General features: G+C 66.8%; 22 protein-coding genes and 1 pseudogene. 17 read left to right on the top strand and 6 right to left on the bottom strand.

The genetic code is table 11. The annotated features are described in order from the left end of the window. The first annotated feature begins 103 nt into the window (after window positions 1–103). From ACSQ3Y_RS10445 to ACSQ3Y_RS10435, 3 genes are all read left to right on the top strand, one after another. Entirely contained in the window at window positions 104–898 is a 795-nt protein-coding gene (locus ACSQ3Y_RS10445; protein ID WP_436177222.1) for an SURF1 family protein, read from the top strand. A 9-nt stretch (window positions 899–907) separates the two neighbouring features. Beyond that, entirely contained in the window at window positions 908–2254 is a 1347-nt protein-coding gene (locus ACSQ3Y_RS10440) for an ATP-binding protein (protein WP_436177221.1), read from the top strand. Window positions 2255–2377: 123 nt separating this feature from the next. Further along, entirely contained in the window at window positions 2378–2977 is a 600-nt protein-coding gene (locus tag ACSQ3Y_RS10435; RefSeq protein ID WP_436177220.1) for a response regulator transcription factor, read from the top strand. Between the two features lie 18 nt (window positions 2978–2995). Here the strand turns inward: ACSQ3Y_RS10435 and ACSQ3Y_RS10430 are convergent, their stop codons facing one another. Next, window positions 2996–3583: a TetR/AcrR family transcriptional regulator gene (locus ACSQ3Y_RS10430; RefSeq protein WP_436177219.1), complete on the bottom strand. Its 588-nt coding sequence runs from the start codon at window positions 3581–3583 to the stop codon at window positions 2996–2998. 154 nt (window positions 3584–3737) lie between these two features. Here ACSQ3Y_RS10430 and ACSQ3Y_RS10425 point away from each other — a divergent pair, with 154 nt between their 5' ends. The 3 genes and pseudogenes from ACSQ3Y_RS10425 to ACSQ3Y_RS10415 all read left to right on the top strand — a co-directional run. Continuing rightward, window positions 3738–4493, top strand: a complete 756-nt coding sequence (locus ACSQ3Y_RS10425) for an SDR family NAD(P)-dependent oxidoreductase (protein WP_436177218.1) — start codon at window positions 3738–3740, stop codon at window positions 4491–4493. Between the two features lie 17 nt (window positions 4494–4510). Beyond that, the gene (locus ACSQ3Y_RS10420; protein WP_436177217.1) at window positions 4511–5167 is read left to right on the top strand and encodes an NADPH-dependent F420 reductase; all 657 of its coding nucleotides are present in this window, start codon (window positions 4511–4513) and stop codon (window positions 5165–5167) included. Next, window positions 5149–5412, top strand: a pseudogene (locus tag ACSQ3Y_RS10415) (helix-turn-helix domain-containing protein); the annotation flags it as partial. The gene ACSQ3Y_RS10420 and the pseudogene ACSQ3Y_RS10415, both read left to right, overlap by 19 nt. A 340-nt stretch (window positions 5413–5752) precedes the next feature. On the opposite strand, the gene ACSQ3Y_RS10410 reads toward ACSQ3Y_RS10415, so the two are convergent. Then, window positions 5753–6169 carry a hypothetical protein gene (locus tag ACSQ3Y_RS10410; protein ID WP_436177216.1) on the bottom strand — a complete coding sequence of 139 codons (417 nt, stop codon included), beginning with the start codon at window positions 6167–6169 and terminating at the stop codon, window positions 5753–5755. Between the two features lie 266 nt (window positions 6170–6435). Next, complete coding sequence (locus ACSQ3Y_RS10405) at window positions 6436–7464, bottom strand: purine-nucleoside phosphorylase (RefSeq protein WP_436177215.1); 1029 nt, start codon at window positions 7462–7464, stop codon at window positions 6436–6438. A gap of 286 nt (window positions 7465–7750) precedes the next feature. Here ACSQ3Y_RS10405 and ACSQ3Y_RS10400 point away from each other — a divergent pair, with 286 nt between their 5' ends. The 4 genes from ACSQ3Y_RS10400 to ACSQ3Y_RS10385 all read left to right on the top strand — a co-directional run bounded on the left by ACSQ3Y_RS10400 (window position 7751) and on the right by ACSQ3Y_RS10385 (window position 12528). Continuing rightward, complete coding sequence (locus tag ACSQ3Y_RS10400; protein ID WP_162261449.1) at window positions 7751–8299, top strand: hypothetical protein; 549 nt, start codon at window positions 7751–7753, stop codon at window positions 8297–8299. 103 nt (window positions 8300–8402) lie between these two features. Continuing rightward, window positions 8403–9086, top strand: a complete 684-nt coding sequence (locus ACSQ3Y_RS10395) for a TetR family transcriptional regulator (RefSeq protein ID WP_057206607.1) — start codon at window positions 8403–8405, stop codon at window positions 9084–9086. Between the two features lie 203 nt (window positions 9087–9289). Next, window positions 9290–11164 (top strand): hypothetical protein, encoded by a 1875-nt coding sequence (locus ACSQ3Y_RS10390; RefSeq protein WP_436177214.1) that lies wholly within the window; start codon window positions 9290–9292, stop codon window positions 11162–11164. Beyond that, window positions 11164–12528, top strand: coding sequence for an alpha/beta hydrolase family protein (locus ACSQ3Y_RS10385; protein WP_436177213.1), 1365 nt, complete (start codon window positions 11164–11166; stop codon window positions 12526–12528). The genes ACSQ3Y_RS10390 and ACSQ3Y_RS10385 overlap by 1 nt, the downstream gene beginning before the upstream one ends. Before the next feature lie 11 nt (window positions 12529–12539). Here ACSQ3Y_RS10385 and ACSQ3Y_RS10380 read toward each other — a convergent pair whose 3' ends face one another. Further along, window positions 12540–13493, bottom strand: a complete 954-nt coding sequence (locus tag ACSQ3Y_RS10380) for a LysR family transcriptional regulator (protein ID WP_436177212.1) — start codon at window positions 13491–13493, stop codon at window positions 12540–12542. A gap of 177 nt (window positions 13494–13670) precedes the next feature. On the opposite strand from ACSQ3Y_RS10380, the gene ACSQ3Y_RS10375 reads away from it, so the two are divergent. The 5 genes from ACSQ3Y_RS10375 (at window position 13671) to ACSQ3Y_RS10355 (ending at window position 18143) form a co-directional block, all read left to right on the top strand. After that, the gene (locus ACSQ3Y_RS10375; RefSeq protein ID WP_436177211.1) at window positions 13671–14492 is read left to right on the top strand and encodes an MBL fold metallo-hydrolase; all 822 of its coding nucleotides are present in this window, start codon (window positions 13671–13673) and stop codon (window positions 14490–14492) included. 4 nt (window positions 14493–14496) lie between these two features. Beyond that, complete coding sequence (locus ACSQ3Y_RS10370) at window positions 14497–14898, top strand: nuclear transport factor 2 family protein (RefSeq protein ID WP_436177210.1); 402 nt, start codon at window positions 14497–14499, stop codon at window positions 14896–14898. Window positions 14899–14990: 92 nt separating this feature from the next. Further along, window positions 14991–15482, top strand: a complete 492-nt coding sequence (locus ACSQ3Y_RS10365) for a nuclear transport factor 2 family protein (RefSeq protein ID WP_436177209.1) — start codon at window positions 14991–14993, stop codon at window positions 15480–15482. A gap of 221 nt (window positions 15483–15703) precedes the next feature. After that, window positions 15704–17791, top strand: coding sequence for a UvrD-helicase domain-containing protein (locus ACSQ3Y_RS10360; protein ID WP_436177208.1), 2088 nt, complete (start codon window positions 15704–15706; stop codon window positions 17789–17791). Window positions 17792–17810: 19 nt separating this feature from the next. Further along, complete coding sequence (locus ACSQ3Y_RS10355) at window positions 17811–18143, top strand: hypothetical protein (protein ID WP_436177207.1); 333 nt, start codon at window positions 17811–17813, stop codon at window positions 18141–18143. A 14-nt stretch (window positions 18144–18157) separates the two neighbouring features. On the opposite strand, the gene ACSQ3Y_RS10350 is transcribed toward ACSQ3Y_RS10355, so the two are convergent. Next, complete coding sequence (locus tag ACSQ3Y_RS10350) at window positions 18158–18985, bottom strand: sulfite exporter TauE/SafE family protein (protein WP_436180106.1); 828 nt, start codon at window positions 18983–18985, stop codon at window positions 18158–18160. A 201-nt stretch (window positions 18986–19186) separates the two neighbouring features. Here ACSQ3Y_RS10350 and ACSQ3Y_RS10345 point away from each other — a divergent pair, with 201 nt between their 5' ends. Next, window positions 19187–20080 (top strand): LysR substrate-binding domain-containing protein, encoded by an 894-nt coding sequence (locus ACSQ3Y_RS10345; protein ID WP_436177206.1) that lies wholly within the window; start codon window positions 19187–19189, stop codon window positions 20078–20080. Between the two features lie 69 nt (window positions 20081–20149). Beyond that, window positions 20150–21331 carry a hypothetical protein gene (locus ACSQ3Y_RS10340; RefSeq protein ID WP_436177205.1) on the top strand — a complete coding sequence of 394 codons (1182 nt, stop codon included), beginning with the start codon at window positions 20150–20152 and terminating at the stop codon, window positions 21329–21331. Window positions 21332–21341: 10 nt separating this feature from the next. On the opposite strand, the gene ACSQ3Y_RS10335 is transcribed toward ACSQ3Y_RS10340, so the two are convergent. Continuing rightward, window positions 21342–23900 (bottom strand): ankyrin repeat domain-containing protein, encoded by a 2559-nt coding sequence (locus ACSQ3Y_RS10335; protein ID WP_436177204.1) that lies wholly within the window; start codon window positions 23898–23900, stop codon window positions 21342–21344. Window positions 23901–24209 lie beyond the last annotated feature (309 nt).

Genomic DNA, 24209 nt, shown 5'->3' with positions numbered 1-24209 from the left:
CGACGATGCGGGGCGGGGCGCACACCAACCCTTGCGAAGCGGCCGCCCACAGCGGCCGCAGCCGTTTTGGGGCCGTGCAATCGACCAAGCAAAGGAATTCCCGATGTCCGCAACCAACGCCCCCCCATCCCCTCGGCGCTGGCGCCGCGCCGTGCTGCTGGTGCTGGGCATCGCCCTCTTCCTGGGCTTTGTGGCGCTGGGCACCTGGCAGGTGCAACGGCGGGTGTGGAAGCTCGACCTCATCGAGCGCGTGGACCAGCGCGTGCACGCCGCCCCCGTGGCCCTGCCCCCGGCCAGCGACTGGCCCGGCATCACGGCCGACACGCATGAATACCTGCCCGTGGCCGTCAACGGCCACTGGCTGCCAGGCAAGACCGTGCTCACCCAGGCCGTCACGGCCCTGGGCTCGGGCTTCTGGGTCATCAGCGCGCTGCAGCAGGCCGACGGCACCCAGGTGCTGGTGAACCGCGGCTTCATCCCGCAGGACCAGCGCGCAGAGTGGGCCGGCAAGGCAGTCGATGCCGCCCCCGCCACCGTGCAGGGCCTCATCCGCATGACCGAGCCCAAGGGCGGCTTCTTGCGCAGCAACGACCCGGCCGAGCAGCGCTGGTTCTCGCGCGATGTGGCGGCCATCGCCCAGGCACTGCAACTGCCCCGCCCCGCCCCCTTCTTCATCGACGCCGGCCTGCCCCAGCGCGGCGTGGCCAACCCGAGCGCCGAGGCGGTGGAAGTGGCCGGCACCGCCGCCACCACGGCGGGCACCACCTGGCCGCGCGCGGGGCTCACCACCATCCGCTTTGCCAACAGCCATGCGGTGTATGCCCTCACCTGGTACGGCCTGGCGCTGATGGTGCTGGGCGCGGGCTGGTTCGTGGTGCGCTACGAGCGGCGCCGGTAGACTCCCACCATGCCCCTTCTACGCATCGCCAAGAGCGCCGAGTTCTTGCGCAACCCGCGCGCTGCCGATGCCGCCGCCGGCATCAAGAACCTGCAGCAGCTCATCCAGCTGCGCTGGATGGCCGTCATTGGCCAGGTCTTCACCATCGAGGTGGCGCACCACAGCCTGCGCCTGACCATCCCCCTGCACCAGATGCTGATGGTGGTGGGCTGCCTGGCCGTGTTCAACGTGGTCAGCCTGCTGCGCCTGCGCACGGGCGTGCAGGTGCGCAATGTGGAGCTGTTTTTGGCCCTGCTGGTGGACGTGGCCGTGCTCACCACCCAGCTGTATTTGAGCGGCGGCACCAGCAACCCCTTTGTCTTTTTGTACCTGCTGCAGATCGCGCTGGGCGCCATACTGCTGCGCGGGGCCTACATCTGGAGCATGGTGGTCATCACCACCGTGTGCTTTTGCGTGCTGGCCACCCACCACCTGCCGCTGGAGCTGCCGCAAGACCTGCACCAGGGCCTGTCGAGCCTGTACGTCATTGGCCTGCTGGTGTGCTTTGTGCTCAACGCGATTTTGGTGGTGGTGTTTATCACCCGCATCAGCCTGAACCTGCGCGAGCGCGACGCCCGCCTGGCCGCCGCGCGCCGCCGCCGGGTGGAAGAAGAGCACATCGTGCGCATGGGCCTGCTCGCATCGGGCGCCGCGCACGAACTGGGCACCCCGCTGTCCACCCTGGCCGTGATTCTGGGCGACTGGCAGCACGACCAGGAGCTGATGGGCGACGAAGTGCTGCGCGAGGACATCGAAGAAATGCGCACGCAGGTGCAGCGCTGCAAGAGCATTGTCAGCGGCATTTTGCTGTCGGCCGGTGAGGCGCGCGGTGAAGAGTCGGCCCAGACCACCGTGAGAACGTTTGTCGACGCCCTGGCCGACGAATGGCGCACCACGCGGTCGATACCCGCGTTTTCGTACCGCAACGACTTTGGCGACGACACGCCCATGGTGTCGGACACCACGTTGAAGCAGATGGTTTTCAATGTGCTGGACAATGCACGCGACGCCTCGCCCCAGTGGGTGGAACTGCTCATCACCCGCGACGACAAGGCCGAGGTGCCCGCCCTGTGCATCACCGTCAACGATGCAGGCCCCGGCTTTGCGCCCGGCATGCTGGACCACCTGGGCGAGCCGTATCAGTCAACCAAGCAGCGCCCCGGCAGCGGCCTGGGCCTGTACCTGGTGGTGAACGTGGCGCGCACCCTGGGCGGCAGCGTCACGGCCCGCAACCGCGCCCCCGAGGGCGGGGCCGAAGTGAGCATCCGCCTGCCCCTGGCAGCCGTGGCCATGCCGCGCGGCCACCGGCCGGTGTGATGGCCACGGATTTGCGTGCGCTGGATGGATTGGCTGGATTGGCTGGACAACCAGACCAACAAGCAGCTTTTGTAGCCAGTCAAAGTTGAATTCGTACTAGTACAAAACCCGAGCCCGACCGCCATGGACGAAATCACCACCGCCAGCAGCAGCAGCAGCCCCGCAGCAGACCCATCCTCCAAGGATGCAAAGGAAAAGCCCCAACTGCTCATCGTCGAAGACGACGAGGCCTTTGCCCGCACCCTGGCCCGCTCGTTCGAACGCCGCGGCTACCGCGTGCTGCAGGCCGCCAGCCTGCCCGAGGTGGAAGCATTGCTCACCCAGCACACCCCCGGCTACGCCGTAGTGGACTTGAAGCTCAAGGGCGACGCATCCGGTTTAGCCTGCGTGCAAAGGCTGCACGCCGCCAGCGAAGCCATGCTCATCGTCGTGCTCACGGGTTTCGCCAGCATCGCCACCGCGGTGGAGGCCGTGAAGCTGGGCGCCTGCCACTACCTGGCCAAGCCATCGAACACCGACGACATCGAGGCCGCGTTTGGCTTGAAGGCTGGGGACACCGGGGTGGATGTGACCAACCGATCCAGCTCGCTCAAGACGCTGGAGTGGGAGCGGATTCACGAGGTGCTGGCGGAGACGGGGTTCAATATTTCGGAGACTGCGCGGCGGTTGGGGATGCACCGCCGCACCTTAGCCCGCAAGCTCGAAAAGCAGCAGGTGAGCTGAAGGCGCTCCCCGCCTTGATCAGGCGGCCTTGGGCCAGGTCGACAGCGCCTGGTCCACCACCCCATTCAGCACCTCGCGGCTGAACCCCGCCTTGGCCTGCACCCCCATGCCGTGCAGCACCGTGCACAGGTAGGTGGCCAGCGCCGCGCAGTTGGCCGAGGGCGGCAGGTCGCCCTCCTGCTGGGCGCGCTCGAAGCGCTCGCGCAGCAACGCCTCACCGTTGGCCCGCGCATCGATCAGCGCGCGCCTCACGGGCTCGGCATCGTCCGAGCCGGCCAGCACGCCGTTGATGCCCAGGCAACCCGTGTGGTCTGGGTAACGCGTGTTGAGCTCCACGGCATTGCGCAGGATGTACTCCGCCACCCCGCGCGAGGTCGGCTGCGTGAGCCCCACGGGGATGAAATCCATGTAGTGCTCGTAGTACCGCTCCAGCGCCCGCAGGAACAGCGCCTCCTTGTTGCCGAAGGCCGAGTACAGCGCGGGCCGCTCCACGCCTGTGGCCTGAACCAGGTCGGTGTACGAGGCACCCTCGTACCCCTTGCGCCAGAACACGCACAGCGCAGCATCCAGCGCCACGTTCACGTCGAACTCTCGCTGCCGCCCCATCAGACCACTGCCTCGGCTTTTTTCATAACGGTCGATATTAAACCGCTTGACCCTTCCTGTCGAATTTCATAACATTCGTTATCATAACGACTGTTATGTTTCGACCTGAGCCATCGTGGCGAGGGCGATCAACTCACCCACACAGGAGTTTTTCATGCAGAAATCATTGGCAGGCAAGGTGGCACTCGTCACGGGCGGCTCGCGCGGGCTGGGCGCGGCCACCGCGCTGGCGCTGGCAGACAAGGGGGCCGACGTGGCCATCAGCTATGTGGCATCGGCCGACAAGGCGCAGGCCATCGTCGAACAGCTCAAGGCCAAGGGCGTGCGCGCCCTGGCCGTGCAGAGCGACCAGGCCGACCCAACGGCCGCCAAGCCGCTGCTCGACGCCGTGCTGGCCCACTTCGGTCAGCTCGACATCCTGGTCAACAACGCCGCCATTGCCGTGCAAGGCAAGGCGGTGGGCGACCCTGGCCTCGATACCGAAGGCCTGGACCTGCAGTGGCGCATCAACGTGCTCGGCGCCGTGGCCACCACGCGCGCCGCCGCGCCCCGGCTGGTAAACGGCGGGCGCATCGTCTTCATCGGCTCTGGCCTGGGCAGCCGCGTGGCCTTTGCGGGCGTGGCGGACTATGCCGGCACCAAGGCCGCCATCGTCGGGTACGCCAAGGGCGTGGGCCGCGACCTGGGCCCGCGCAATATCACCGTGAACGTGGTGCAGCCCGGCATCATGCCCACCGACATGGCCGCTGGCGCAGCCGGCAACCTGCCCGACAGCATCATGGACCTGCACGCCATACGCCGCATCGCCACCGTGGAAGAAGTGGCCGCTGCCGTGTGCTTTCTGGCCGGACCAGAGGCTGGCTACGTCACGGGCGGCGTGCTCGACGTGAGCGGCGGCTTCCAGATCTGACGCAGGGGCACGCACGCATGGCCACGGTCATCGGCATCATCGGCGCAGGCGAAGTCGGCAGCCACATCGCGCGCGCCGCCATCGCCAATGGCTACGAGGTAGTGATCGCCAACTCCCGCAACCCCGAGACCCTAGCGGAGCTAGTTGCCACACTCGGCCCCCAGGCCCGCGCCGCCACCGCGGCCGGCGCTGCGGCGGCTGGGGACTTCGTGGTCATCGCCGTGCCCCTCAAGCTGGTCAACAACATGCCCGTGCAGGAGCTGGCGGGCAAGATCGTGATCGACACCAACAACTACATGGCCTGGCGCGACGGCCTGTACGTGGCGGTCGAATCGGGCGAGGCCACGGAGCACGAGCTGCGGCAACGGCAGTTGCCCACCTCCAAGGTGGTCAAGGCCTTCACCCACATCCAGGCGCCGCGCATCCTCACCGCCGGGCAACCAACCGGCACGCCCGGCCGGCTGGCACTGGCGGCATCGAGCGACTACCCCGAGGCTGTGGAGCTGGTGGCGCGGCTGTACGACCAGTGTGGTTTTGACACTGTGGACCACAGCCCGCTGAGCGAGTCGTGGCGCAGTCGGCCTGGGCAGCCGGCTTGGAAGGCGTTTTGGAGGCAGACGCGGGAGGAGTTGGCGGGGAATTTAGCGAGGGGGCGGCGGGTCCGCTCGAAGTGAAGCTGCTCGACGTCTGTCACTACCTGGCCAAGCCGTCGAACACCGACGACATCGAGGCCGGCTTTGGCCGCTCCAGCTCGCTCAAGACGCTGGAGTGGGAGCGCATTTACGAGTTGCTGGCGGAGACCGGGTTCAACATCTCGGAGACGGCGCGGAGGCTGGGGATGCGCCGGAGGAAGTTGGCAAGGAAGTTGAAGAAGCAGCAGGTGAATGAGGGGATTTACCTCGAAATGACCGCTCAATAACCTAGTCAATTAGAACGACAAGCAACCCGCACCGCACGGTGATAAAGCTAGCGACCACCGCTGTCAAGTTTGCGTCCAACTAAAAAAGCTGCAATTGACCCAACTGCAGAAGCCGCCAGCGTAACTATTGGAGCCATAGGCAAAATCGTTGCCACTGCTAAACCGGTTGTCGCAGCCCCTCCTAGGAGAGTGGCAATGTTTGTAAAGTGCGAAGCATTTCGTGACGTCAAGAGAGGCGCCTGGGTAGTCTTTTTAACCGAAGAGAGAGAGGGCTCTGATCCCCGGTCAAGAGAGGGTTTCACATGATGATGCCTACCCTTAGATCGTTGCTTCTTTGGCTTCATGGTTGTACTCCTACTCCAAGCTGTTGAACGCTGCAACTAGCGACAACAATAAATATGACCAGCACAAGCGAAACCAGTGTGAGCGACTTTGGTGGAGCCCAAGAAGTGGAATGTCCGCGCTCAGTCATGGCTGCAATCAGCAGCAATACGCAAATGACTGCTGAGCCGTAGCACCAATAAGGGAGCGTCCCACTATTTGCTATGCCGATGCCCTTCGTACCGGCTTGAAACGCTAGCACCGCACCGCCGTACAGCCAGCCCATGGGGTCAAACGCTTGCTTCCACTGGTAAACATACCCGTCTTTGCTGGACATGGCAACGTACCGCAGGCCACCCCATATGACAAAAAGAACTGCAGCACCAAACAATGGCACTAGAGCCTCTAAAGCCAGCCAGCGATAAAACGGATCCACGTTTTCTCCCAATCTTAATTTTGTAAAAGTAGTGTATCCGGTTGCAAGCTAAGTCCCCCTTAGGCCGCGCCGCTGTCAAGGCCCCTCCTTTGGACCATACAGCGCTAGCCGCCACCCCAGCTAGCTAGGCGATTGCACGGAGTGGCGCCGATGCCTTGCCCGAGTCCACTACACAACCGCACGCGGGGATTCTTGCGGCGATTTACAAGGACAAAGGTCAGCCCAAATTGGACTGTCTCCGTAGACTGGCTCGAATGAGACACACCCTACCGCGCCGGCACCCCACCCCGCCACTGCCCCCAATTCCGCACAATGTGGTCCACCACCCGCGTGCCCACCAGGGCCACGTTCTCCACCGTCTCTGCAAAGCCCCCGGCCGTTTCGCCCGGCGCCGGGTCCAGATGCTGCAGCGTGGTTTCCTTGGGGTTGCCCTGGTCAAAATTGACCGCCCCGCGCAGGCTCATTAGGCGGTCGGTGCCGTGGGTGCGCTTGACCACCAGGGCAATGGCGGCGGCCTCCATTTCGGTGATCACATAGTCATCCGCCCCGTAGAGCTTGGCGATGTACTGCGCCTGCTTGGACATGCCGGGGCCGTGGAAGAACGTGTCGCCGGTCATGTGGGTGCCGGTGATGACGCTGGGGCCGCGGCGGGCGGCCTCGTCGGGGTAGCGCTGGCGGTAGACGCGGGCGCCTTCTGAGTCCTTGAGCGGCGCGTCGACACTGAGGTTCATGGCCCAGTCGACCAGCAGGGGGTTCAGCTGAAAGCGGCGGTATTCCTCATAGCCCTTGCGCGGCATGAAGGTGGGCTCGCCGGCCTTGTTTTCCTCAGGCGCCCAGCGGTGGCCCAGGTCGTAGTCGACCAGCCAGGTGCCCCAGCTCACGTCGCCAATGGTGCCCCGCTGCGGCGGCGTGCCGGCCACGCCGGAGATCACGTAGTACGCCTGCGCAAAGTCGAACTTCGGGTTGAGCAGAATGGCCTGCATGGACGACGACGAATTGACCTTGCCCATGCCCAGCACGGCGCCGCACACGCCGTCGGCATTGCAGTACACGGGGCCCAGGGCGCCGGGTACGGTGATGGGAGTGGCCTCTTTCCAATACCGCTCGTACCAGTGCTGGAACTCACCCGCGCGGTCGCCGGTGTTTTTGCCGATCTCGAACATGGCGGCGACGAAGACCTTGACGCGGATGGGTGCGGTGCTGGTGGCCGAGGGCGATGTCGCGCAGCCGGAAATGGACAGCGCAGCAAGGGCCAGCAGGAGCCAGCGCGCGGGGTGGAAAGAGGGGAAGAGCATCGAAGGCACCTTAGCTAGGAAAAAGACATGCTGCGCGTTGGCACAAGCCATGGGACACGCAAGAACTCTGCCATTTTGGGCCTGAATTCGGTGATGGCTCAGCAAGGCAGGAGCGCGCGATCATGGAGGCAATCACTTTACCGTCTTGGTCCGCAATCTTCCAAGAGCGGCGGCGCCCTGGAACGACGGCAAGCGAACAGCTACCCCATCTCGATCCAAGAAAGCCAGCATGCGGCTAGACTCCAAGTGCTGCCGGGAACCCGACGGCAACCACGGTTCTCCCGACATGCACCCCTACAGCGATCAATTTTTGCAGAAGCCCAAATCGGCTGAAGAATTCATCCGCTGCATCATCTGGAAGGGATGGGACCAGTGGGCTGCATTTGATGCCGGCTCCAAGCTGCTCCTTTCGGCCAAGCCGCAGTTGGTGCGTGAATCGATCAGCGCTCTGCAAGAGCGCTCTGACCTCACCCGGTATACCCACGCCCTGACCCGCATCGTCGACCTGTCGGACGACGATGAAGCCCTGCGCGCATCATGGAAGCACAACCTGACCCAGCTTCGTGCGTTGCTTTTCACATCGGCCATTGGAACCAGCCGCCAGCGTGCCAAGCTGCTGGAAATCGCGCAGAACAAGCAAGTGGTCAACGCAATGCGGTACGCACTGGGGCAAGAGCGGGAACCAGAGCTAAGGCGCATCGAGCCCACCTGGATTGCGGTCCTTTATGCGGAGGGCTTTTCGCTGTCCAAACATGAAGCAGACCGATTCAATGCGCACCTCCCCCCAGAGCTTCAAGCGCTACTGTTGGGTTACTACCAAGAGGAAGTGGCGTAAGGAGCCTGTTGCAGAAGGAGCATCGACTGCATTCGCCGCCAAAGCGGCACGGTGAGGGCAAGCCCTAATGCACATGAATTAATTCAAGTGCATTATTCACCCCATGACGCCTGCCCTTGCATTGCCTGCCGATGATCCTTCGCCGCCAGCCCCCTCCCCCACCGACCCGCAGGCCACCCGCACCCGCCTGATCGAAGAAGCCATGCACCTCATGGCGCGCGAGGGGATGAACGCCGTGTCGCTGCGGCGCATCGTGATCGCGGCGGGGGCGCAGAACCCTTCGGCACTGCACTACCACTTTGGCGGGCGCGATGAGCTGATCGAAGCGATCACCCACTTTCTGCAGCAATGGCTGGAGCCGCGGGCCTGTGCGCGGCTGCAGGCACTGGCGGACCAGCCGGGCTACACCGTGCGCGATGTGGTGGAGGCGGCCTTTGGCCCCGTGATCGCCATGCTGGGCGAGCCCGCGCTGGGGCGCGATGCGGTCAACTTCATCGGCCGGCTGGGGTGGGACTATGGCGAGAAGGGGCAGGAAATATCGGCCGCCCTGCACCGCCGCACGCTGGAGCTGACCCTGGCGCGGCTGCAGGCGCTGATGCCCGCTGTGGGGCGCGAGACGATCCAGTTTCGGCTGCTGCTGACCATGAACGCCGTGTACTACGGCATCTCGTACCGCAGCTACATGCGGCGCTCGCCGTTTGGCGCCATGGAGCTGTCGATGCCCGGCAATGAAGCGCGCGAGCAAGAAGAGTTTTTGACTTATCTGGTGGCTGGGTTGAGCGGCTAATAAAGCCTCCCTGGCGTCGTTGTTCTGTCTTGCCGTACTGAACGTACTGTCTGCGACAGAAGCGCCTAGCCAGAGAGGCTTTCTTAACCGCTTAACTCCCTGCTGATGTTGACACGCGTGTGCGTTGCTTGGGCAACGCACCTGCAGCGCCAGCTTGCGCCCATTTTTTACCCACCACTTCCCCCACCATCAAGGAGACAAGCATGCAAAAGAACAAAAGAGATATCTGCAACAACCACACCGGCGCGCCCCTGCGCCGCACGCTGCTGGGCCTGAGCCTGGCCGCTGCGCTGACGGCCTGCGGCGGTGGTGGGCAGGCACTGGTGGATGGCGGCGCCACCTCCGGCGAGTTCACCATCAGCACGCACGAGCTGGCCAGCCGCGCCAAGGCGGCGCGCACGCCGGGCACGGCAGGCGTCACGGTGGCACCAGGCAGCAAGCTGGCCACGCAGTTCGGCGCGGCGGGGCCGGATCTGAACCGGGTGCGCTACACGCGCTATGGGTTGGCGGCCAACGCGGCCAAGCCGGTGGATGCGGTGCTGGTGGCCATGCCGGGCACGCTGGCGGCGTCGCACAGCTACCTCATCCTGGCCGAGAACCTGGTGCGCCGCATGTGGGCCGACCACCAGGCGGTGGTGGAGGTGTGGGGGGTTGACCGCCGCTCTGTGGCGCTGCAGGACATGGAGGGCCTGCAGATCGCAGAGCGCGAGCGCGATGCGGCCCTGGGCCTGAATTTTCTGTACGGCGGCGAGCTGGGCCTGCCCCTGCCGGCCAAGCTGGCGCGGCGCGCGGTGTTTCATGAAAGCCGTGAGATCCCGTTTTTGGCGGACTGGACGCCGCAGGTGCATTCGCTGGACCTGGACGCGGTGGTGACTGCAGCGCACACGGTGGCGCGCAATGGCAACGTGTTTCTGGGCGGGCATTCGGCGGGCACGGGCTTTGTGGCGCGCTATGCGGCCACGGACTTCAACCTCACGGGCACGGGGCCGGCGCAGCCGGGTTACGCAAAACTCAAGGGGCTGGTGCTGTTTGAGGGCCCCGGCGGTGCGCTGGCAACGAGCGCGCCCACGGCGGCGCAGCTCGATGCGGTGGTGCGCGCGGCCGATGGCGGGCTGTATGCGGCGGTGGCCTCGGGGGCGGAGCCGGGCTTTGTGTCGCGCCCGGGCCTCACGCCGCGCGTGAGCGCATCGACCGAGATCGCAGGCATGCAGATGGCCTTCGAGGGCACCATCAACGGCACGCAGGCGCTGCTGCAGGCGGACCAGGGGGGCGTGGCGGGCAACAACGTGTACAGCCGCGTGGCGGACTTCACCAAGCGCGATTTCCCGGTCACGGCGGGCGCGGCGATTGGCACCTTCATGGACGATGACAACCTGCAGCGCACGGTGTTCTATTCGGTGTCGATGGGCGCCCTGGGCCCGGCGCGGGCCGACGGCCTGCGCACCTGGCTGGACAACACCGACACGCTGCCTGCAACGGCGTACCGTGACTTTGGGCCGCAGCCAGCCACGCTGGTGGCCAACCCGCCCGCCTGGGGCAAGGAGGTGGAGCCCACCAACCTCAAGCGCATGGCGCGCGCGCTGTTTGTGGGCAACACCACCTACAGCGATTGGTACTACCCCAGCTCGGGCCTGCTGCTCGCCAATGCCGAGGGCAGCGGCGGCGCCAACCTGGGGCTGGATACCAGCGCCCTGTCGCTGCCCGCCAGCCAGGGCGGGCGCGGCCGGGCCGACATCGTGAACCAGACGCAGGCGAAGAAGATCGACATCCCCGTCATCGCGTTTGGCGGCACCAATGGCCTCACGCCCGTGGCCGGCATCTGGCGTGGCTTTGCCGAGGCGATTGCGCCCTGCGCCGCAGCCAGCTGCAAGGCCGGCATGGCGCGCACGCCCGCCGGCCAGCCCACACTGGTGGCCAACCGCCAGTACGGCGGGGTGGAAGGCGGCTTTGAGGTACACATGAGCGAGGGCTATTCGCACGTGGACATCGTGACGGCCGACGACGATGCGACGAACAATGTGATCCGGCCGCTGGCGGCGTTCATGAAGCGCAACGCGAGCGCCTGGGGTGCCAAGTGATGCGCAGCAGTGGCCTTGCCGCAGCAGCACTGCTGGCCCTGGGCGGCCTGGGCGCTGCTGCCCATGCGGCAGAGCCCGCGCCGCTGGACTGCCTGGGCCCGGTGCAGCACGAATCGCCCGCTCCCGGCTCGGCCGAGTGGAAGCAGCGCGATGCCGACAATATGGCCTGCGCACGCCAGCGCATCGACGACTTTGCGCAGCAACCCGCCTCGCTGTTCACCCCGGGCAAGACGCCTGCGCTCGACGCCTATCGCAACCCGGCCAGCCATGCCGACAAGCGCTTTCGGTACACCGAGGCGAGCACACCATCCGCATCGGGCAAACCGATTGCGGTGGAGATCTACCGGCCCTGCTCCGCAGGCACCTGCAGGGGCATGCCGGCAGGCCTCAAGGCCTTCGAGCCGCCCTACCCTGCGGTGGTGATCGTGCATGGCGGCTACAGCTCCAAACGGCTGCACCGTTCGGCCGCACAGGTGCTGGCCGAGGCGGGCTACATGACGATCGCGCTGGAAACCACTGCCCCCATGGGCACGCACGGCCCCGACGCGCAGAGCGTGGTGGACTGGGTTTTGGCCACGCCATCCGCCCCGCTGGCCGGCGGTGCCTTCCCGCACGGGAAGGAGCTGGACGCGCGCATGGTGGGTATTGCGGGCCACTCGCAAGGCGGCAGCACGGCCAGCCTGATCGGGCAAACCGACAAGCGCATCGGCGCCATCGTGTCGTGGGACAACCTCACGGCACTCAAGACCGGCTGGGTCGACAAGATCGGCATGGACCCACCGGCGGACGTCGCCATTCGCACACCGGCGCTGGGTATTGGGGCGGACTACTACTTCAAGGTGATCCCCACCACCGAAGCGCCCGAGCCCGCCAAGACGAATACCCAGGGCGGCCGGGGCCGTGGGGCCGAGCCCCACCCCAAGGACCTGGGCTACCAGGAGCTCAAGGGCGCCGGGGTGGACACCATGCTGGTGGCGCTGCGCGCGGGCACGCACCTGGACTTCTCGCTGTTTGGCGGGCCGGCCAGCCGGTATGGTGAATCGGTCATCAACTACTACACGCTGGCCTGGTTCGACCGCTACCTGAAAGGCGCGCACGACCCGGCGCTGGCGGCCGATGCGTTCCGGCGGCTCACGGCGCAGACCTTCGACGACTCTGCCGACCGGCACAACATCAGCCAGGGGCTGTACGACAAGGCTGCGGCGGGGGATTCGGTCATGAAGGGCAACCGCCCCTACCTGGTGGGCGGCACGCCGGTGCGCGACCGGTTGTCGTTCTACTTCACGTCGCGCTGTGCGATCACCAAGCCAGGCAGCACGGTGCGGGTGGGGTCGGAGGATATGCGGGCGGTGGGGTGCCGGTGAGCATCGCGCTGCTAAGGAGCTGAGCTGGCGCCTTGCCGCACCGCCTCCCTGCCCGCCAGCAGGTCCACAAACGCGCGCACCTTGGCCGGGCGAAACCGCGCGGCCGGAAACACCGCGTGGATGCCGCCCGAGGGCAGCTCCCACTGCGGCAGCACCTGGATGAGGCGGCCGGTGGCAAGGTGGTCTGCAATCGCATAGTCAGGCAGCACGGAGAGCCCGGCGCCCTGGCACACGGCTTCGCGCACGGCCAGGGTGGCATCGAGAAAGATGGATGCCTGCATGGTCACCGCCTGGCGTTCGGCCCCGTCGCGCGCGAAATCCCACCGCAGGTTGTCGCGCAAGGCGGTGTTGGCCACGAAGGGCAGCCCCACCAACTCGCCCGGCTGCGTGAGCGTTGCCACCTGCCGCGTCATGGCAGGGGGCGCCACCAGCAGTTGCCTGAACGCGCCGATCTTGCGGGCCTGCAGGCCCGTCTCGGCGAGCCAGCCGACGCGTATGGCCAGCTCGATATTGCCGGTCATGAGGTTCAGCGTCTGGTCGCTCATGATGGCGTCGACCTTGCAGGCGGGATAGCGCTGCATGAAGGCGACGATGGCCGGCACGACGACGCCCACGCCATAGTCGAACGGGACCGTGAGCCGCAGCGTGCCCGATGGCTCTGCCGATGATTCGGCCAGTTCGCCAAAGGCGTCTTCGGCCTCGTGCAGGATGGATGCACAGCGCAGGTAGAAGGCCTGCCCGGCCTCGGTGGGCTGCACCTTGCGCGTGGTGCGCACCAGCAGCGAGGTGCGAAACTCGCTCTCCAGCCGGGCCACCTGCTGGCTGACCACGGCCTTGGTGATGCCCAGCCGCTCGGCTGCAGCGGTGAAAGAGCCCGTCTCCACCACCGCCACGAAGTAGGCCAGGCGCCTGAGGTTGCCCAGCCCGCCCAGGCTGTTGTCGGCCTGATTGTATGTTTTTAGCATACATTGTGTTTAGCATGTATGTATTTCAGAGTCAATCGATAGTGCCTACCATGGGCCCAGCGCTTCTCCACCGGGCCGGCAACTGCCCGCAAAAAGAGCTGCGCCAAGCTGCAATCAGTGATCCACAATGCAACCGCCGCAGGCGTCGCGATGGTTGATTTTCAGGAGTGAAACGCCATGGCTGATACGACCCGATTGACGTGGAAACATTTCCCCGCTGGCGAGCACGGATTCTTCCGCGCGCCGGTGCTCATCTCTGGCACGAGCGATGCCGTGCTGATCGACGGCGGCTTCACGCTGCCCGATGGCAAGGCGCTGGCCGAGGCCATCAAGGCCAGCGGCAAGAAGCTCAGGACTATCTACATCAGCCAGAGCGACCCGGACTATTACTTCAGCCTGGGGCCCATCAAGGCGGCCTTCCCGGATGCCAGGGTGATCGCTGCGTCGGCCACCATTGCCGCCATTGAAGCCAATGTGGAAAAGAAGCTGGCCACCTGGGGCCCGCAGCTCAAGGACAACGGCCCGCAGGCGCTGGCAGACATCGTGATGCCTGAAGCCTTTGACGGCCCAAGCCTCAGCCTGGAAGGCAACGCCATCGACATCGCCAATGCCGACGGCCTGGCCAATCGCCGCTATGTCTGGGTGCCATCGCTCAACGCCGTCTTCGGCGGGGTGCTGGTGTTCTCTGGCGTGCACGTGTGGACGGCAGACACGCAGGGCGCCGATGCGCGCGCCGCGTGGATCAGCAACCTTGACGCAATGGCCGCGCGCCAGCCGGCGGTGGTGGTGCCAGGGCACATTGCGACCACTGCGGTTGCCGATGCATCGGCACTTGCCTACACCCGCGACTACCTGCTGGCCTTTGAGCAGGAGCTGGCCAAGGCGGCCGACAGTGCCGCCCTGATCGCCGCCATGACGCAGCGGTACCCGGACGCGGGCATGGGCGTGGCGCTGCAGATCGGTGCCAAGGTGGCCACCGGCGAAATGAAGTGGGGCTGAAGCCATGACGACACAACCTATCGACATCGTGCGCGCGCACTACGCCGCATCGGCCCAGGGCAATGTGCAGGAGATGATGGCCAACGTGTCGCCCCAGGTGCGGTGGACCGAGATGGCCGGTTTTCCGTGCGCGGGCACCTGGGTGGGGCCGCAGGCGGTGGCCGAGAACGTGTTTGCCGTGCTGGGCCGCGACTGGATCGGCTACCGGTTCGAGCTGCAAACCCTGATCGATGCGGGCGACCAGGTGATCGGGGTGGGCACCTACCACGGCACCTTTCGCGCCACCGGCAAGGCCATGCAGGCCCGCGTGGCCCATGTGTGGAAGGTGCAGGACGGGCAGATCGTGGCCTTCGAGCAATTCACCGACACGCTGCTGGTGCGCCGGGCAATGGGCAACGCGCCGTAAGAAACTTTGCCGGTCTGGCCAAGTCCACCATCTGCACACGCCTGCCACGGCAGGCCCATGCAGATATCACCATCGCAACCATTCATATCACCATGCACCCATCAAAACTGCTCGCCATTGCCGCGCTGGCCATCACCCTCGGGGCGCCCGCATTCGCCCAGACGCCTGTCAGCCCCGCCACGGACCAGGCGGCGCAGCTCGCCAGCAGCGACCCCAAGATCGCTGCCAACAAGCGCCTGGTGTACGACTTCTGGCGTGAGGTCTTTGAGTCGGGCCAGGTGAGCTCGGTAGAGAAATACGTGGCCGAGGGCTACATCCAGCACAACCCCAATGTGCCCAACGGCAGGGCTGCGCTGGTCGGCTTCATTGCAAGCCGGCACGCAAGCCCCAAGCCGGTGGAAGACCGGATCAAGGCGCCCCTGGTTTCGATCACGGCCGAGCGTGATCTGGTGACGCTCAGCTTTGTGCGCGAGTACCCCGATCCGAAGGACGCATCGAAGAAGTACACCACCACCTGGTTCGACATGTTCCGCATCGAGAACGGGAAGATCGTGGAGCACTGGGATTCGGCCCTGCGGCAATGATACGAATTGGCCTTCAATCGTCTAGCGTCGTTGGTTCGCCTTGCCGTGCCACAGCACTGTCTGCGGCTTCCCGCCTAGCCATACGATCGAATGCCAATCCGTATGCGGCGACAGCAGCGCGCGGAATGCGCAGGGGATGGCGATTCGCTGCGGGAAGCAAGGGTTGCTGCCGCCAACGGCCCTGCCCGGGTCAGTGACAATGGCACCCCTTTCTCCCGGACATGCCTGTGCACAATTCGCCCACCCCGCCAAAGCCACCTGCGCGCAGCTGGGCCCACGCCCGGATCACGGCCACCGCCGAGCAGCGGCGTGTGCTGGATTCGACGGCGCCGGCCATCATCATCAGCGCGCTGGCGGGCACGGGCAAGACGACCACGCTGGGCATGAAGGCCTGCAACCTGCTGGCCAGCCTGCAGGGCCAGCGCGAGGCGGCGCCACCGCGCATTCTGGTGCTGGCGTATTCGCGCGCAGGGGTCACCGCCATACGCGACCGCATGCTGCAGCTGCACGGCGCGGTGCCGCGCAGCATGGAGGTGCTGACCATGGAGCAGCTGTGCGAGCAGGTGCTCAAGGAACAGGGCGACCCGGTGGAGAAGCTGGACGACCCGGTGCGGCGGCGCTTTCTCATATTGCAGGCGCAAGAGGCCTTGCGGCTGGAGCTGGAACGCAGCGGTGGGGGTGAGGGCATCGATGATGCCCTGCTCGGCCAGAACGTGGACATCGATGCCTTTCTGGCTTTCGAGGCGCTGGCCAAGAAGCGGCTGCTGGCGCGGGAGGTGGAGGATTCGGGCCTGGACCTGCGCGCCTTTTGCGAAGACCGCGACCTGGACTATGGCCTGTGCCGCCTGTACGGGCAGTACGAGCGCATGCGCGTGGGCATGAACCACGAGCCGCGCTTTTATGCCGAGGGCGACTGCACCTTCGAGCTGTGCCGCCAACTGGGCGCGCTGGACTGGGACCAGCCGTTTGAATGGCTGCAGGAGCGCTACAGCGCCGTGCTGTTCGACGAGCTGCACGACCTGGACGAGGGCGCGCTGACGGTGCTGCGCAAGCTGGTGCAGGGCAACAATGGCTTCTTCGTGGGCGCGGGGGATTTCAACCAGCACATCCACGAGGGCTCGTTCTCGGTGTTCGGCGGCGGCATGGAGCGCGTGCGCGAATGCCTGCCGGCCGACACGCAGGTGCTCACCATCAACACCACGCGCCGCTTTGGCGCCGACATCTGCGCAGCGTTGAACCCGCTGTTCGGCGTGAAGTTTGCGCCGGTGGCCGGTAGCTCGGACGCGTTTGCCCACCTCACCTACGACAGCGACGAGCACTGCGCCGGGCAGCTGGTGGAGCTGCATGGGCAGATCGTCAACGGCTGGGGTGCGCTGCAGGAAAGCAAGGGCGACAAGGGCGCACAGCACAACAGTTCGCTGAACGTGGTGCTGCGCAGCCCGCAGGACAGCATATTGCTCGAATGGGTGTTTGGCCACGAAGGCGTTCACTACGGCTGCCAGGGCATGAGCCCCTTCTACCTGCGCCGCGAGGTGGCGCTGGCGCTGGCGTTGATGTGGGCGTTGCAGGGCGATGACGGCCACGAGCGCTACCTGACCCCGGGCATCGTGGGCGCCGCCGTGGAGGGCCTGCTGCACTATGGCCGGCGCACGGCGCGCAGCGGCGCGGCCGACGTGGACCTGCTGGCCCAGGGCCAGTTCGACAACGCGGGCTGGACCGACCTGCCCGGCGCCGACGAGGGCAGCAAGCTCGCCGCCACGCTGCACAGCGGCGCCGCGCGCATGCGCCGCTACATCGCGCACGGCACGCTGAACCCGAATGCGCCCGAGCTCAAGGATGCCTGCGCCGAAATCATGGCCCTGCCCGCTGCGGCGCGGGCCGCCGTGCTGGCCGATGCCGGCGCGTTCTGCCAGCACCCGCTGGTGCGGCGCATCTTTGCCGATGCGCCCATCAACGGCACGGAGCGCAGCGCCTGCCTGGCCAGCCTGCAAAGCCTGGCCCACCTGGCGCATGGCCTGCCGGTGGCGGAGCTGCTGGGTCGCCTCACCTTGCTGGTGACGACGAGCATCGCCATGCACCAAAGCCAGGAGCCCATCAGCCTGCGCCTCTTGAGCGTGGACGCCTGCAAGGGGCGCGAGTTCACCTTTGTGGCCGTGCCCTTCGTGGAGCGCGGGCGCTTCCCAGGCCCCGCATCGCACCAGGAGGCCTACCGCGAGCGCAACATGCTCTACGTGGCCACCACGCGGGCGCGGGCGGCGCTGTGGGTGCTGGAGAGTGCGGCCAAGCCGGTGTGGCCGGGGCCGGTTTAACAAGGCGAGATCAATACCCATGACCACGCCCGAGCTGCTGAAATCCTGGCAGATGACGGAGGGCTATCTCACGATGGCCCATTCGCAGATGTCGGCCCTCGCGGCAACGCAAGAGGTGCGGCAGGAGTTGAACCAAGTGTGCGAGTTCATCGAGCACAACGAGTTGGGAGTGGCCAGCGATTGGCTTCTCGACATCGCCAAAGAAAAGCACTGGGATTCCATCGCCATCCTGTCGCACCTGGCACTCGCCCAAGCCAGCATGGGCAGAACAGAAGAACAAATGCACCTCGACGCTCGTCTGAGCGAACTGCGCGGCGAGCCCTACGTGAGCAGGTTGCCCGAGGACCGATAGCTTTGCGGGCTGCGCTACGTGGCTCGCTCCATGCGCATCGCCCCTTCGCTCTCGCCGCCATGCGACGAGAAGCCGTGCCACGCTAGCGCATCGACGACCATGTAAGTCCCCAGGGCCAGCAACCCCACCATCAGGCAGCGCCTGAACCACACGGCCGACAGGCGCTGGCGGATGCAGGTGCCCAGGGCCATGCCCAGTAGCGCGGGCAGCAGCATCCAGGCCGAGAGCACGAGGGCGGATGCCGGGTAGCTGGCGTTGAGCGCCAGGCCGCCCGCCAGCGCGATGGTGGAGACGGTGAAGCAGATGCCCATGGCCTGCACCAGCGCGTCCCTTTGGAGGCCGAGTGCCTGGAGGTAAGGAACCGCAGGCACCACGAAAACGCCGGTGGCGGCAGTGACCCAGCCGGTGGCAAAGCCCACCAGGGGCGACAGCCAGCGCTCGGCCCGGGGCGGCACCGCCAGGCGCGCACCCACCAGGCCCCAGCAGCCATAGGCGATGAGCGCCACACCCAGCAATGCACGCGACCACGCACCGGCCGGCGCCCCCAGCACCCAGGCCCCGAGCCAGGTGCCTGCGCAGATGCCCAGCTGCATGCCGCCCAGGCGCCGCAGCAGCGGCCCCAGCGTGGCCCATGGGCGCAGTTGCCACAGGTTGGTGATCAGCGATGGCATGACGAGCAGTGCCGCTGCCTCGGCCGGCGCCATCAGCATCGCCAGCAGGGCCATCGACACGGTGGGCAGCCCCAGGCCGACGATGCCCTTGACGCCGCCGGCCACCAGAAAGACGGCCACCGCGCCCGCGAGCCAGGCCCAGGAGGTCACGCCGAACAGGCCGGCCATCATGGTTGCGGCCCCGCCCGCAGGCCCTGGCATGTAGGACAATTTTGAAATTGTGCTGGATTCATCGCGGACATTCCTCGGCGGCCCGCACGGTGCAGCAGGCCATGGCCGCCATTCTTGGCAAGGCGGGCGCGCCTGAAAATGCGGAATGCGGCGCACCCAGCCTCAGGCTGGGCCGAAGGCCGTTGTGGTACGTTGTGGCCCATGCGCTTTGACCTGACCGACCTGCGGCTGTTTCTGAACGTGCACGAGGCCGGCACCATCACCGGCGGTGCAGAGCGCAGCCACATGGCGCTGGCCTCGGCCAGCGAGCGCATACGCGGCATGGAAGACGCGCTGGGTGTGCCCCTGCTGCTGCGCGAGCAGCGCGGCGTGCAGCCCACGCCCGCGGGCCACACTCTGCTGCACCACGCACGGCTGGTGCTGCAGCAGATGGAGCAGCTGCGCGGCGACCTGGGCGAGTACGGCGCGGGCCTGGCGGGCCATGTGCGCGTGCTGTGCAACAGCTCGGCGCTCAGCGAATACCTGCCGCAGGCGATAGCGGGCTTTCTGGCGCGGCACCCGCGCATTTCGGTGGATGTGGACGAGCGCTCCAGCCAGGAGGTGGCCGACGCGGTGCGCGCGGGCCTGTGCGACATGGGCCTGGTGTCCGATGCGGTGGACCTGGAAGGCCTGGCCATGCGGGTGCTTCGGCCCGACCCGCTGGTGCTGGTGGTGCCGCAGGGGCATGAGCTGGCCGCACGCCGCAGCGTGGCGCTGGCCGAGGTGGCGCACCTGGACTTCATCGGCCTGGCCGAAGGCAGCGCGCTGCAGGCCCTGGTGGTGCGCCATGCCCAGCGCCAGGGCCAGCGGCTGCGCTACCGGGTGCGGCTGCGCCAGTTCGAGGCCGTGTGCCAGTTGGTGGGCCTGGGGGTGGGCGTGGGCATACTGCCCCGCGCGGCGGCGGCGCGCCACGCCCGTGCGCAGCATGTGAAGGCCGTGCGCCTGACCGATGCCTGGGCAGACCGGCAATTGGTGCTGTGCCTGCGCAAGCTGGAAGATTTGCCACAGCATGCGCAGCAGTTGGTGCACCATTTGCTGCCCGTTGCCCAACTCTGAGAAGATGGGTGCCATGCTGCTGCAAAGCCCCCGTCTTGAGACCGCCCCGCCCTCTTTCACACCCGCACCATGAGCTACGACCTTCGTGTTTGGGAACCCCCGGCCGGCCAGGCCATTCCGACGTCGTTCGAGGAGGCCCTGCGCAACTGGTTCGAGCTGGAGCTTCTGGAGCCCGGGCCCAACCCCAAGTTCACGGCCTTGGCCGCTCAGATGGTGGCCTACAAGGACTGCGGCGAGGCACCCTGGGACGGCGATCCGGTCAAAGATGCGAAAAACTGCCGCAAGGCCGTGTGGACGTTTTCACTGCCCGCCGAGAACCGCATGAAGCTGCTGGGCGCCGTGGTGAAGCGGGCCAACGCGCTGGGCCTGACGGTGTTGGACGACCAGGTGGGCCTGGCGCTGGTGGCGCCCCACCGCGTGCTGCCGCCGGAGCGCACCGACTTCTGGAAGCAAGCGATGCGGGTGCTGGAAGACGCGCCCCTGGACTCGGCCACGCCCGCCCCCACACCGGCCCCCGTGCCCGCCGCAGCGCCCGCGCGTGCGCCCCTGTCCATGGCGCTTGCATCGGCGCGCGACGAGATGCGCTCGGTGCTCTCGTCGATGCTGCCACAGCACGGCTTCATATCACCCCGGCAGGCGATCGAGGTGCCGTACTACCACGCCCAGGCGGAGGCGACGTATTTCCGGCCCACCCCGGCGGGTGGGCAGGGCGTCACGCTGCTGACGTCGAACACCAACCACCTGCCGTGCCTGACCATCGACGTGAATGTGTTCAGTGAAGAAATCGCCAACATCCTGAGGGCCGTCTTTCCCGAGCATGACGAGATGTATTTCCGGCGCCAGCTGAATTTTTATGTCGGGATCTTTCAGGACACCTATGCCTATTTCCCCATCAAGGGTTCGGCAGACCTGCAGCGCATGGTGAAAGAGGTGCAGGACCCGGTGGGGCCCATTCTGGAGATGACCCGCACGCCGCAGGGCATGCACGCCATCATGTCGGGCACCACCGTTTTCCCGCTTCCTGGCAATCCTCTGGGCCACAAGACGCTGGCAGAGCACGCGCAGAAGAACTTCGGCTACGCCGCGCTGGTCAGCGCCTGGCTGTATGGCGGCGACCAGTTCCAGGAGGTGGCCCAACAGAAGCGAGCGAATGAAGAGCGCACGGCGCCCCCCGCCATGAAGAAAGAAATGGTGCAGCGGGTCGACCGGCTGCTGGCGTACCTGCGTGCGCAGGTGAAGCGAAAAGCATAGGCGGCCGCGCTCAGCGCGCCCGCTCCAACAGCCACTGCTCCGCTTCAGCCTGTTTCTTGAAGCGCGCCCAGTCCAGCGCGGTCTTGCCATGGGGGTCCTTGCGCGCCAGGTCGATGCCCCGGGCCTCGAACCACTGCAGCGCCTCCACCCGGCCCCGGCCTGCGGCCAGCATGGTGGGGGTTTCGCCCCGGCTGGCCATTGCGGGTTCATCGAGCGGTTGGCCTTGCGCAGCCAGCCATTCCAGGCAGGCGATGCAGCCGCTTTGCGCGGCCATGTGCACGTGGCCCCAATCCCAGCGGTTGCGGGCCGACAGGCCGGCCCCGGCCAGCACCAGGCGCTGGGCCGCCGCCAGGTTACCGCCGTAGAAGGCGCGCAGCAGCGCGGTGTCGCCCAGTTCGCTGTCCTTTTGCGTCTGGCGCAGGTCAGGCTTGGCGCCGGCGCCAAGCAGCGCCTCGATGTGCTCCATCTGCCCCCGGTGCGCGGCCAGCATGAGCACGCTGGAGCCGTTGGGCGCCAGCAGGTTGGGGTTGGCGCCGGCCGCCAGCGCGGCGCGCAGGGCGGCGGCGTCTCCGGCGTTCTGGGCGTCGAGCAGACGGCCGTCTACGGCGGAGTACGACACGGCGGGCGCAGCCGCCTCAGCCGCTGGCGTGCGGCGCGCCATGCCAGCCACCTTGGGCCCCACAACCCACCAGACCACCAGGGCCAGCACCAGCAGCGCGCCCCAGGCCGGGCGGGAGTGCTGGGCCCGCGCGGGCCGCTGCATGCCGGCGGCAAAGCGCCCGCGCCGGTGCGCCCAGGCCTGGGCCAGCGATTGGCCCAGGGCCGTGGCCGCCGCCTCGCCACCCAGGCCGGGGGTGAGCCGTACCAGCGTGTCCCCTGCCCCACGCGCATACACGGCGTGGTAGCGGTGCTCGCTGGCACCGCTGCCCGTGGCGTACAGCAGCTTGTGCGCCAGGGTGCGGCTGGCATCGCCGGGCACGGTGTCGGCACGCGACCAGAGCCAGGAGTGGCGGCGCGCGGTGATGCCGCCGTCCTGCACGGTCAGGCCCCAACGGCGGGTGGCGGCGTGCAGCGCAAAGGCGGCCAGGCCGATCCAGGCGCCCGCCGCGAAGAACCCGTGGGGCAGCACCAGGCCCTGCGCGCTCAGGCGGCCGTTGATCGCCGCCTCCAGCGCCAGGCAGGCCAGCACCAGGCCGGCGGCCCAGCGCCAGCCGCTCTGGCTGAATTCGTAGGTCCATGCCTCTCGGGTCTCCTGCAGCGTGACTGCCGGGGGCAAAGGCAGGGGGCCTTCGTTCGCGACCTCGGCTTCGCTCAGGGGCGCAATGGGCACCACTTGCTTCCAGGCGGCGCGCCGGTCGAAGCGGTCGGGCAGTTCATCGCCGCCACCCTCGAAGCCGCGCGGCGCGGCCTGCACGGGCAGGTCGTAGGTCAGCTCCACCGAGCCGTCCGGGCCGTGCAGCAGCTCCAGCCGCCAGTCCACGCGCTCGCCGGAGCGCTGGCTGCCGTGCGGGGGCGCATCGGCCGGCAGATCGAAGCGCGCGGCCAGCCGCAGCCCGCCATCGGCCGTGCGCTGCATGCGCGCCGCTTCGGTGAATGACTCCACGCAGCGCTCGGGCGAGCCCGAGCCCGATTCGTCCACCCGGTACTGGGCCAGGCGCAGCTGCGGGCGGTTCTCGTTCTGGTGGGCAGCGGCGCGCTCGGGCAGCAGCAGCGTCAGCTCCACCGGGTGGCCGGCGCGCGGCCGGGCTGGCAGCGCCGTGAGCGCTGTGCCCGCATAGCGCCAGGCCTGGCGCGTCTGGTGCAATGCCAGGCCGATCAGCACCAGCCCCACCATGACGAAGATCGAGATGAAGGCCTTGGCGAACCAGGGCGCGCTGCCGCTGGTCCACAGCATGGCGGCCATGGGGAAGGCGATGCCGCACCAGAAGACGGTGAAGAACCAGGTGGCGCCCGCCGACTTGCTGGCCGCGCCTTTTTTCAGGGGCTCGGGCGCAGCGCCCAGCTCGGCCTCCGGCTTCCTGCCGCCCCCGCCCAGCAGGATGTGCACGAAGAACCAGGCTGCCACCAGCCCCACGCCCGTGAAGACCAGGGCAAAGGGCACGCGGAACATCTGCAGCGCCCAGCGGATGGAAGGGTCGATGAGGGCCTGCGAGGGCGCCTGCGGGTTGACCATGATGGTGATGGGCTGCCCACGGGACTGGGCGCTTTGCAGCAGCCCGTGCCAGTGCTGGTGCCAGTCGCCGATGTTGTCGGCACCGGCCTCGGGGTCGAGCCCCACGCGGGTGCCCTCGTACTGCCGGCCCGCGAATTCGTAGCGGTAGCGGGCGTGCACCCGGTAGGTGGTGCCGTCGCTGGACGTGTGGCGCTTGAGCTCGGTGCCCAGCACCTGGGCGGCCACCGGATGCCAGCTGCGCACCTCCAGCGCCGCCCGGAGCGTCTGCGCCAGGGGCTGGAGCCCCGCGAAGTAGCCGCCCAGGCCAAAGGCCGCTGCGAAGAGCCCGCTAAACAGCAGCATTCCCAGGCGCTTGGCCAGGGTGTCTATGTTTTCGGGGTTGTTCTCTCTTGCCATGGATGTCCCTCCATTTCTTTTTGTTGTTGTTATGCGATGAGGATGCGTCCCCATCATGACATTTGCATGACAAAAACAAGGCAATGGCATGTCTGCAACATGACCCTCCTGTTGCCGCACACCTCGTACCCGCAGCCTCGACTATTTCCAAAACTGGAACAGTCAGTTCGCGACTGGGTGGTTTTTCTTTGATCACCTGCGGCGTACAGTTCAACCCATCGATGAGCCGAACCCGCAAGGCGACTCACCGAACCCGGTTCGAAGTTGTTTTTGTCCCGGTTTTTATGAGCCGCTTCTTTTATTCAAGGA

It is taken from the genome of Acidovorax sp. LjRoot66 (assembly GCF_964253305.1).
Classification (GTDB): domain Bacteria; phylum Pseudomonadota; class Gammaproteobacteria; order Burkholderiales; family Burkholderiaceae_C; genus Acidovorax.
The sequence above is the reverse complement of the archived record's forward strand: the minus strand, read 5'-3'. Positions and strand labels throughout refer to the sequence as shown.

Coding starts and splice junctions, on each gene's coding strand:
- ACSQ3Y_RS10395 (WP_057206607.1), top strand. CDS start 8,403: ATGACGCCTGCCCTTGCATTGCCTGCCGATGATCCTTCGCCGCCAGCC.
- ACSQ3Y_RS10370 (WP_436177210.1), top strand. CDS start 14,497: ATGACGACACAACCTATCGACATCGTGCGCGCGCACTACGCCGCATCG.
- ACSQ3Y_RS10430 (WP_436177219.1), bottom strand. CDS start 3,583: ATGGGGCGGCAGCGAGAGTTCGACGTGAACGTGGCGCTGGATGCTGCG.
- ACSQ3Y_RS10375 (WP_436177211.1), top strand. CDS start 13,671: ATGGCTGATACGACCCGATTGACGTGGAAACATTTCCCCGCTGGCGAG.
- ACSQ3Y_RS10425 (WP_436177218.1), top strand. CDS start 3,738: ATGCAGAAATCATTGGCAGGCAAGGTGGCACTCGTCACGGGCGGCTCG.
- ACSQ3Y_RS10435 (WP_436177220.1), top strand. CDS start 2,378: ATGGACGAAATCACCACCGCCAGCAGCAGCAGCAGCCCCGCAGCAGAC.
- ACSQ3Y_RS10365 (WP_436177209.1), top strand. CDS start 14,991: ATGCACCCATCAAAACTGCTCGCCATTGCCGCGCTGGCCATCACCCTC.
- ACSQ3Y_RS10390 (WP_436177214.1), top strand. CDS start 9,290: ATGCAAAAGAACAAAAGAGATATCTGCAACAACCACACCGGCGCGCCC.
- ACSQ3Y_RS10405 (WP_436177215.1), bottom strand. CDS start 7,464: ATGCTCTTCCCCTCTTTCCACCCCGCGCGCTGGCTCCTGCTGGCCCTT.
- ACSQ3Y_RS10400 (WP_162261449.1), top strand. CDS start 7,751: ATGCACCCCTACAGCGATCAATTTTTGCAGAAGCCCAAATCGGCTGAA.
- ACSQ3Y_RS10355 (WP_436177207.1), top strand. CDS start 17,811: ATGACCACGCCCGAGCTGCTGAAATCCTGGCAGATGACGGAGGGCTAT.
- ACSQ3Y_RS10345 (WP_436177206.1), top strand. CDS start 19,187: ATGCGCTTTGACCTGACCGACCTGCGGCTGTTTCTGAACGTGCACGAG.
- ACSQ3Y_RS10445 (WP_436177222.1), top strand. CDS start 104: ATGTCCGCAACCAACGCCCCCCCATCCCCTCGGCGCTGGCGCCGCGCC.
- ACSQ3Y_RS10380 (WP_436177212.1), bottom strand. CDS start 13,493: ATGCTAAAAACATACAATCAGGCCGACAACAGCCTGGGCGGGCTGGGC.
- ACSQ3Y_RS10385 (WP_436177213.1), top strand. CDS start 11,164: ATGCGCAGCAGTGGCCTTGCCGCAGCAGCACTGCTGGCCCTGGGCGGC.
- ACSQ3Y_RS10350 (WP_436180106.1), bottom strand. CDS start 18,985: ATGATGGCCGGCCTGTTCGGCGTGACCTCCTGGGCCTGGCTCGCGGGC.
- ACSQ3Y_RS10340 (WP_436177205.1), top strand. CDS start 20,150: ATGAGCTACGACCTTCGTGTTTGGGAACCCCCGGCCGGCCAGGCCATT.
- ACSQ3Y_RS10335 (WP_436177204.1), bottom strand. CDS start 23,900: ATGGCAAGAGAGAACAACCCCGAAAACATAGACACCCTGGCCAAGCGC.
- ACSQ3Y_RS10440 (WP_436177221.1), top strand. CDS start 908: ATGCCCCTTCTACGCATCGCCAAGAGCGCCGAGTTCTTGCGCAACCCG.
- ACSQ3Y_RS10360 (WP_436177208.1), top strand. CDS start 15,704: ATGCCTGTGCACAATTCGCCCACCCCGCCAAAGCCACCTGCGCGCAGC.
- ACSQ3Y_RS10420 (WP_436177217.1), top strand. CDS start 4,511: ATGGCCACGGTCATCGGCATCATCGGCGCAGGCGAAGTCGGCAGCCAC.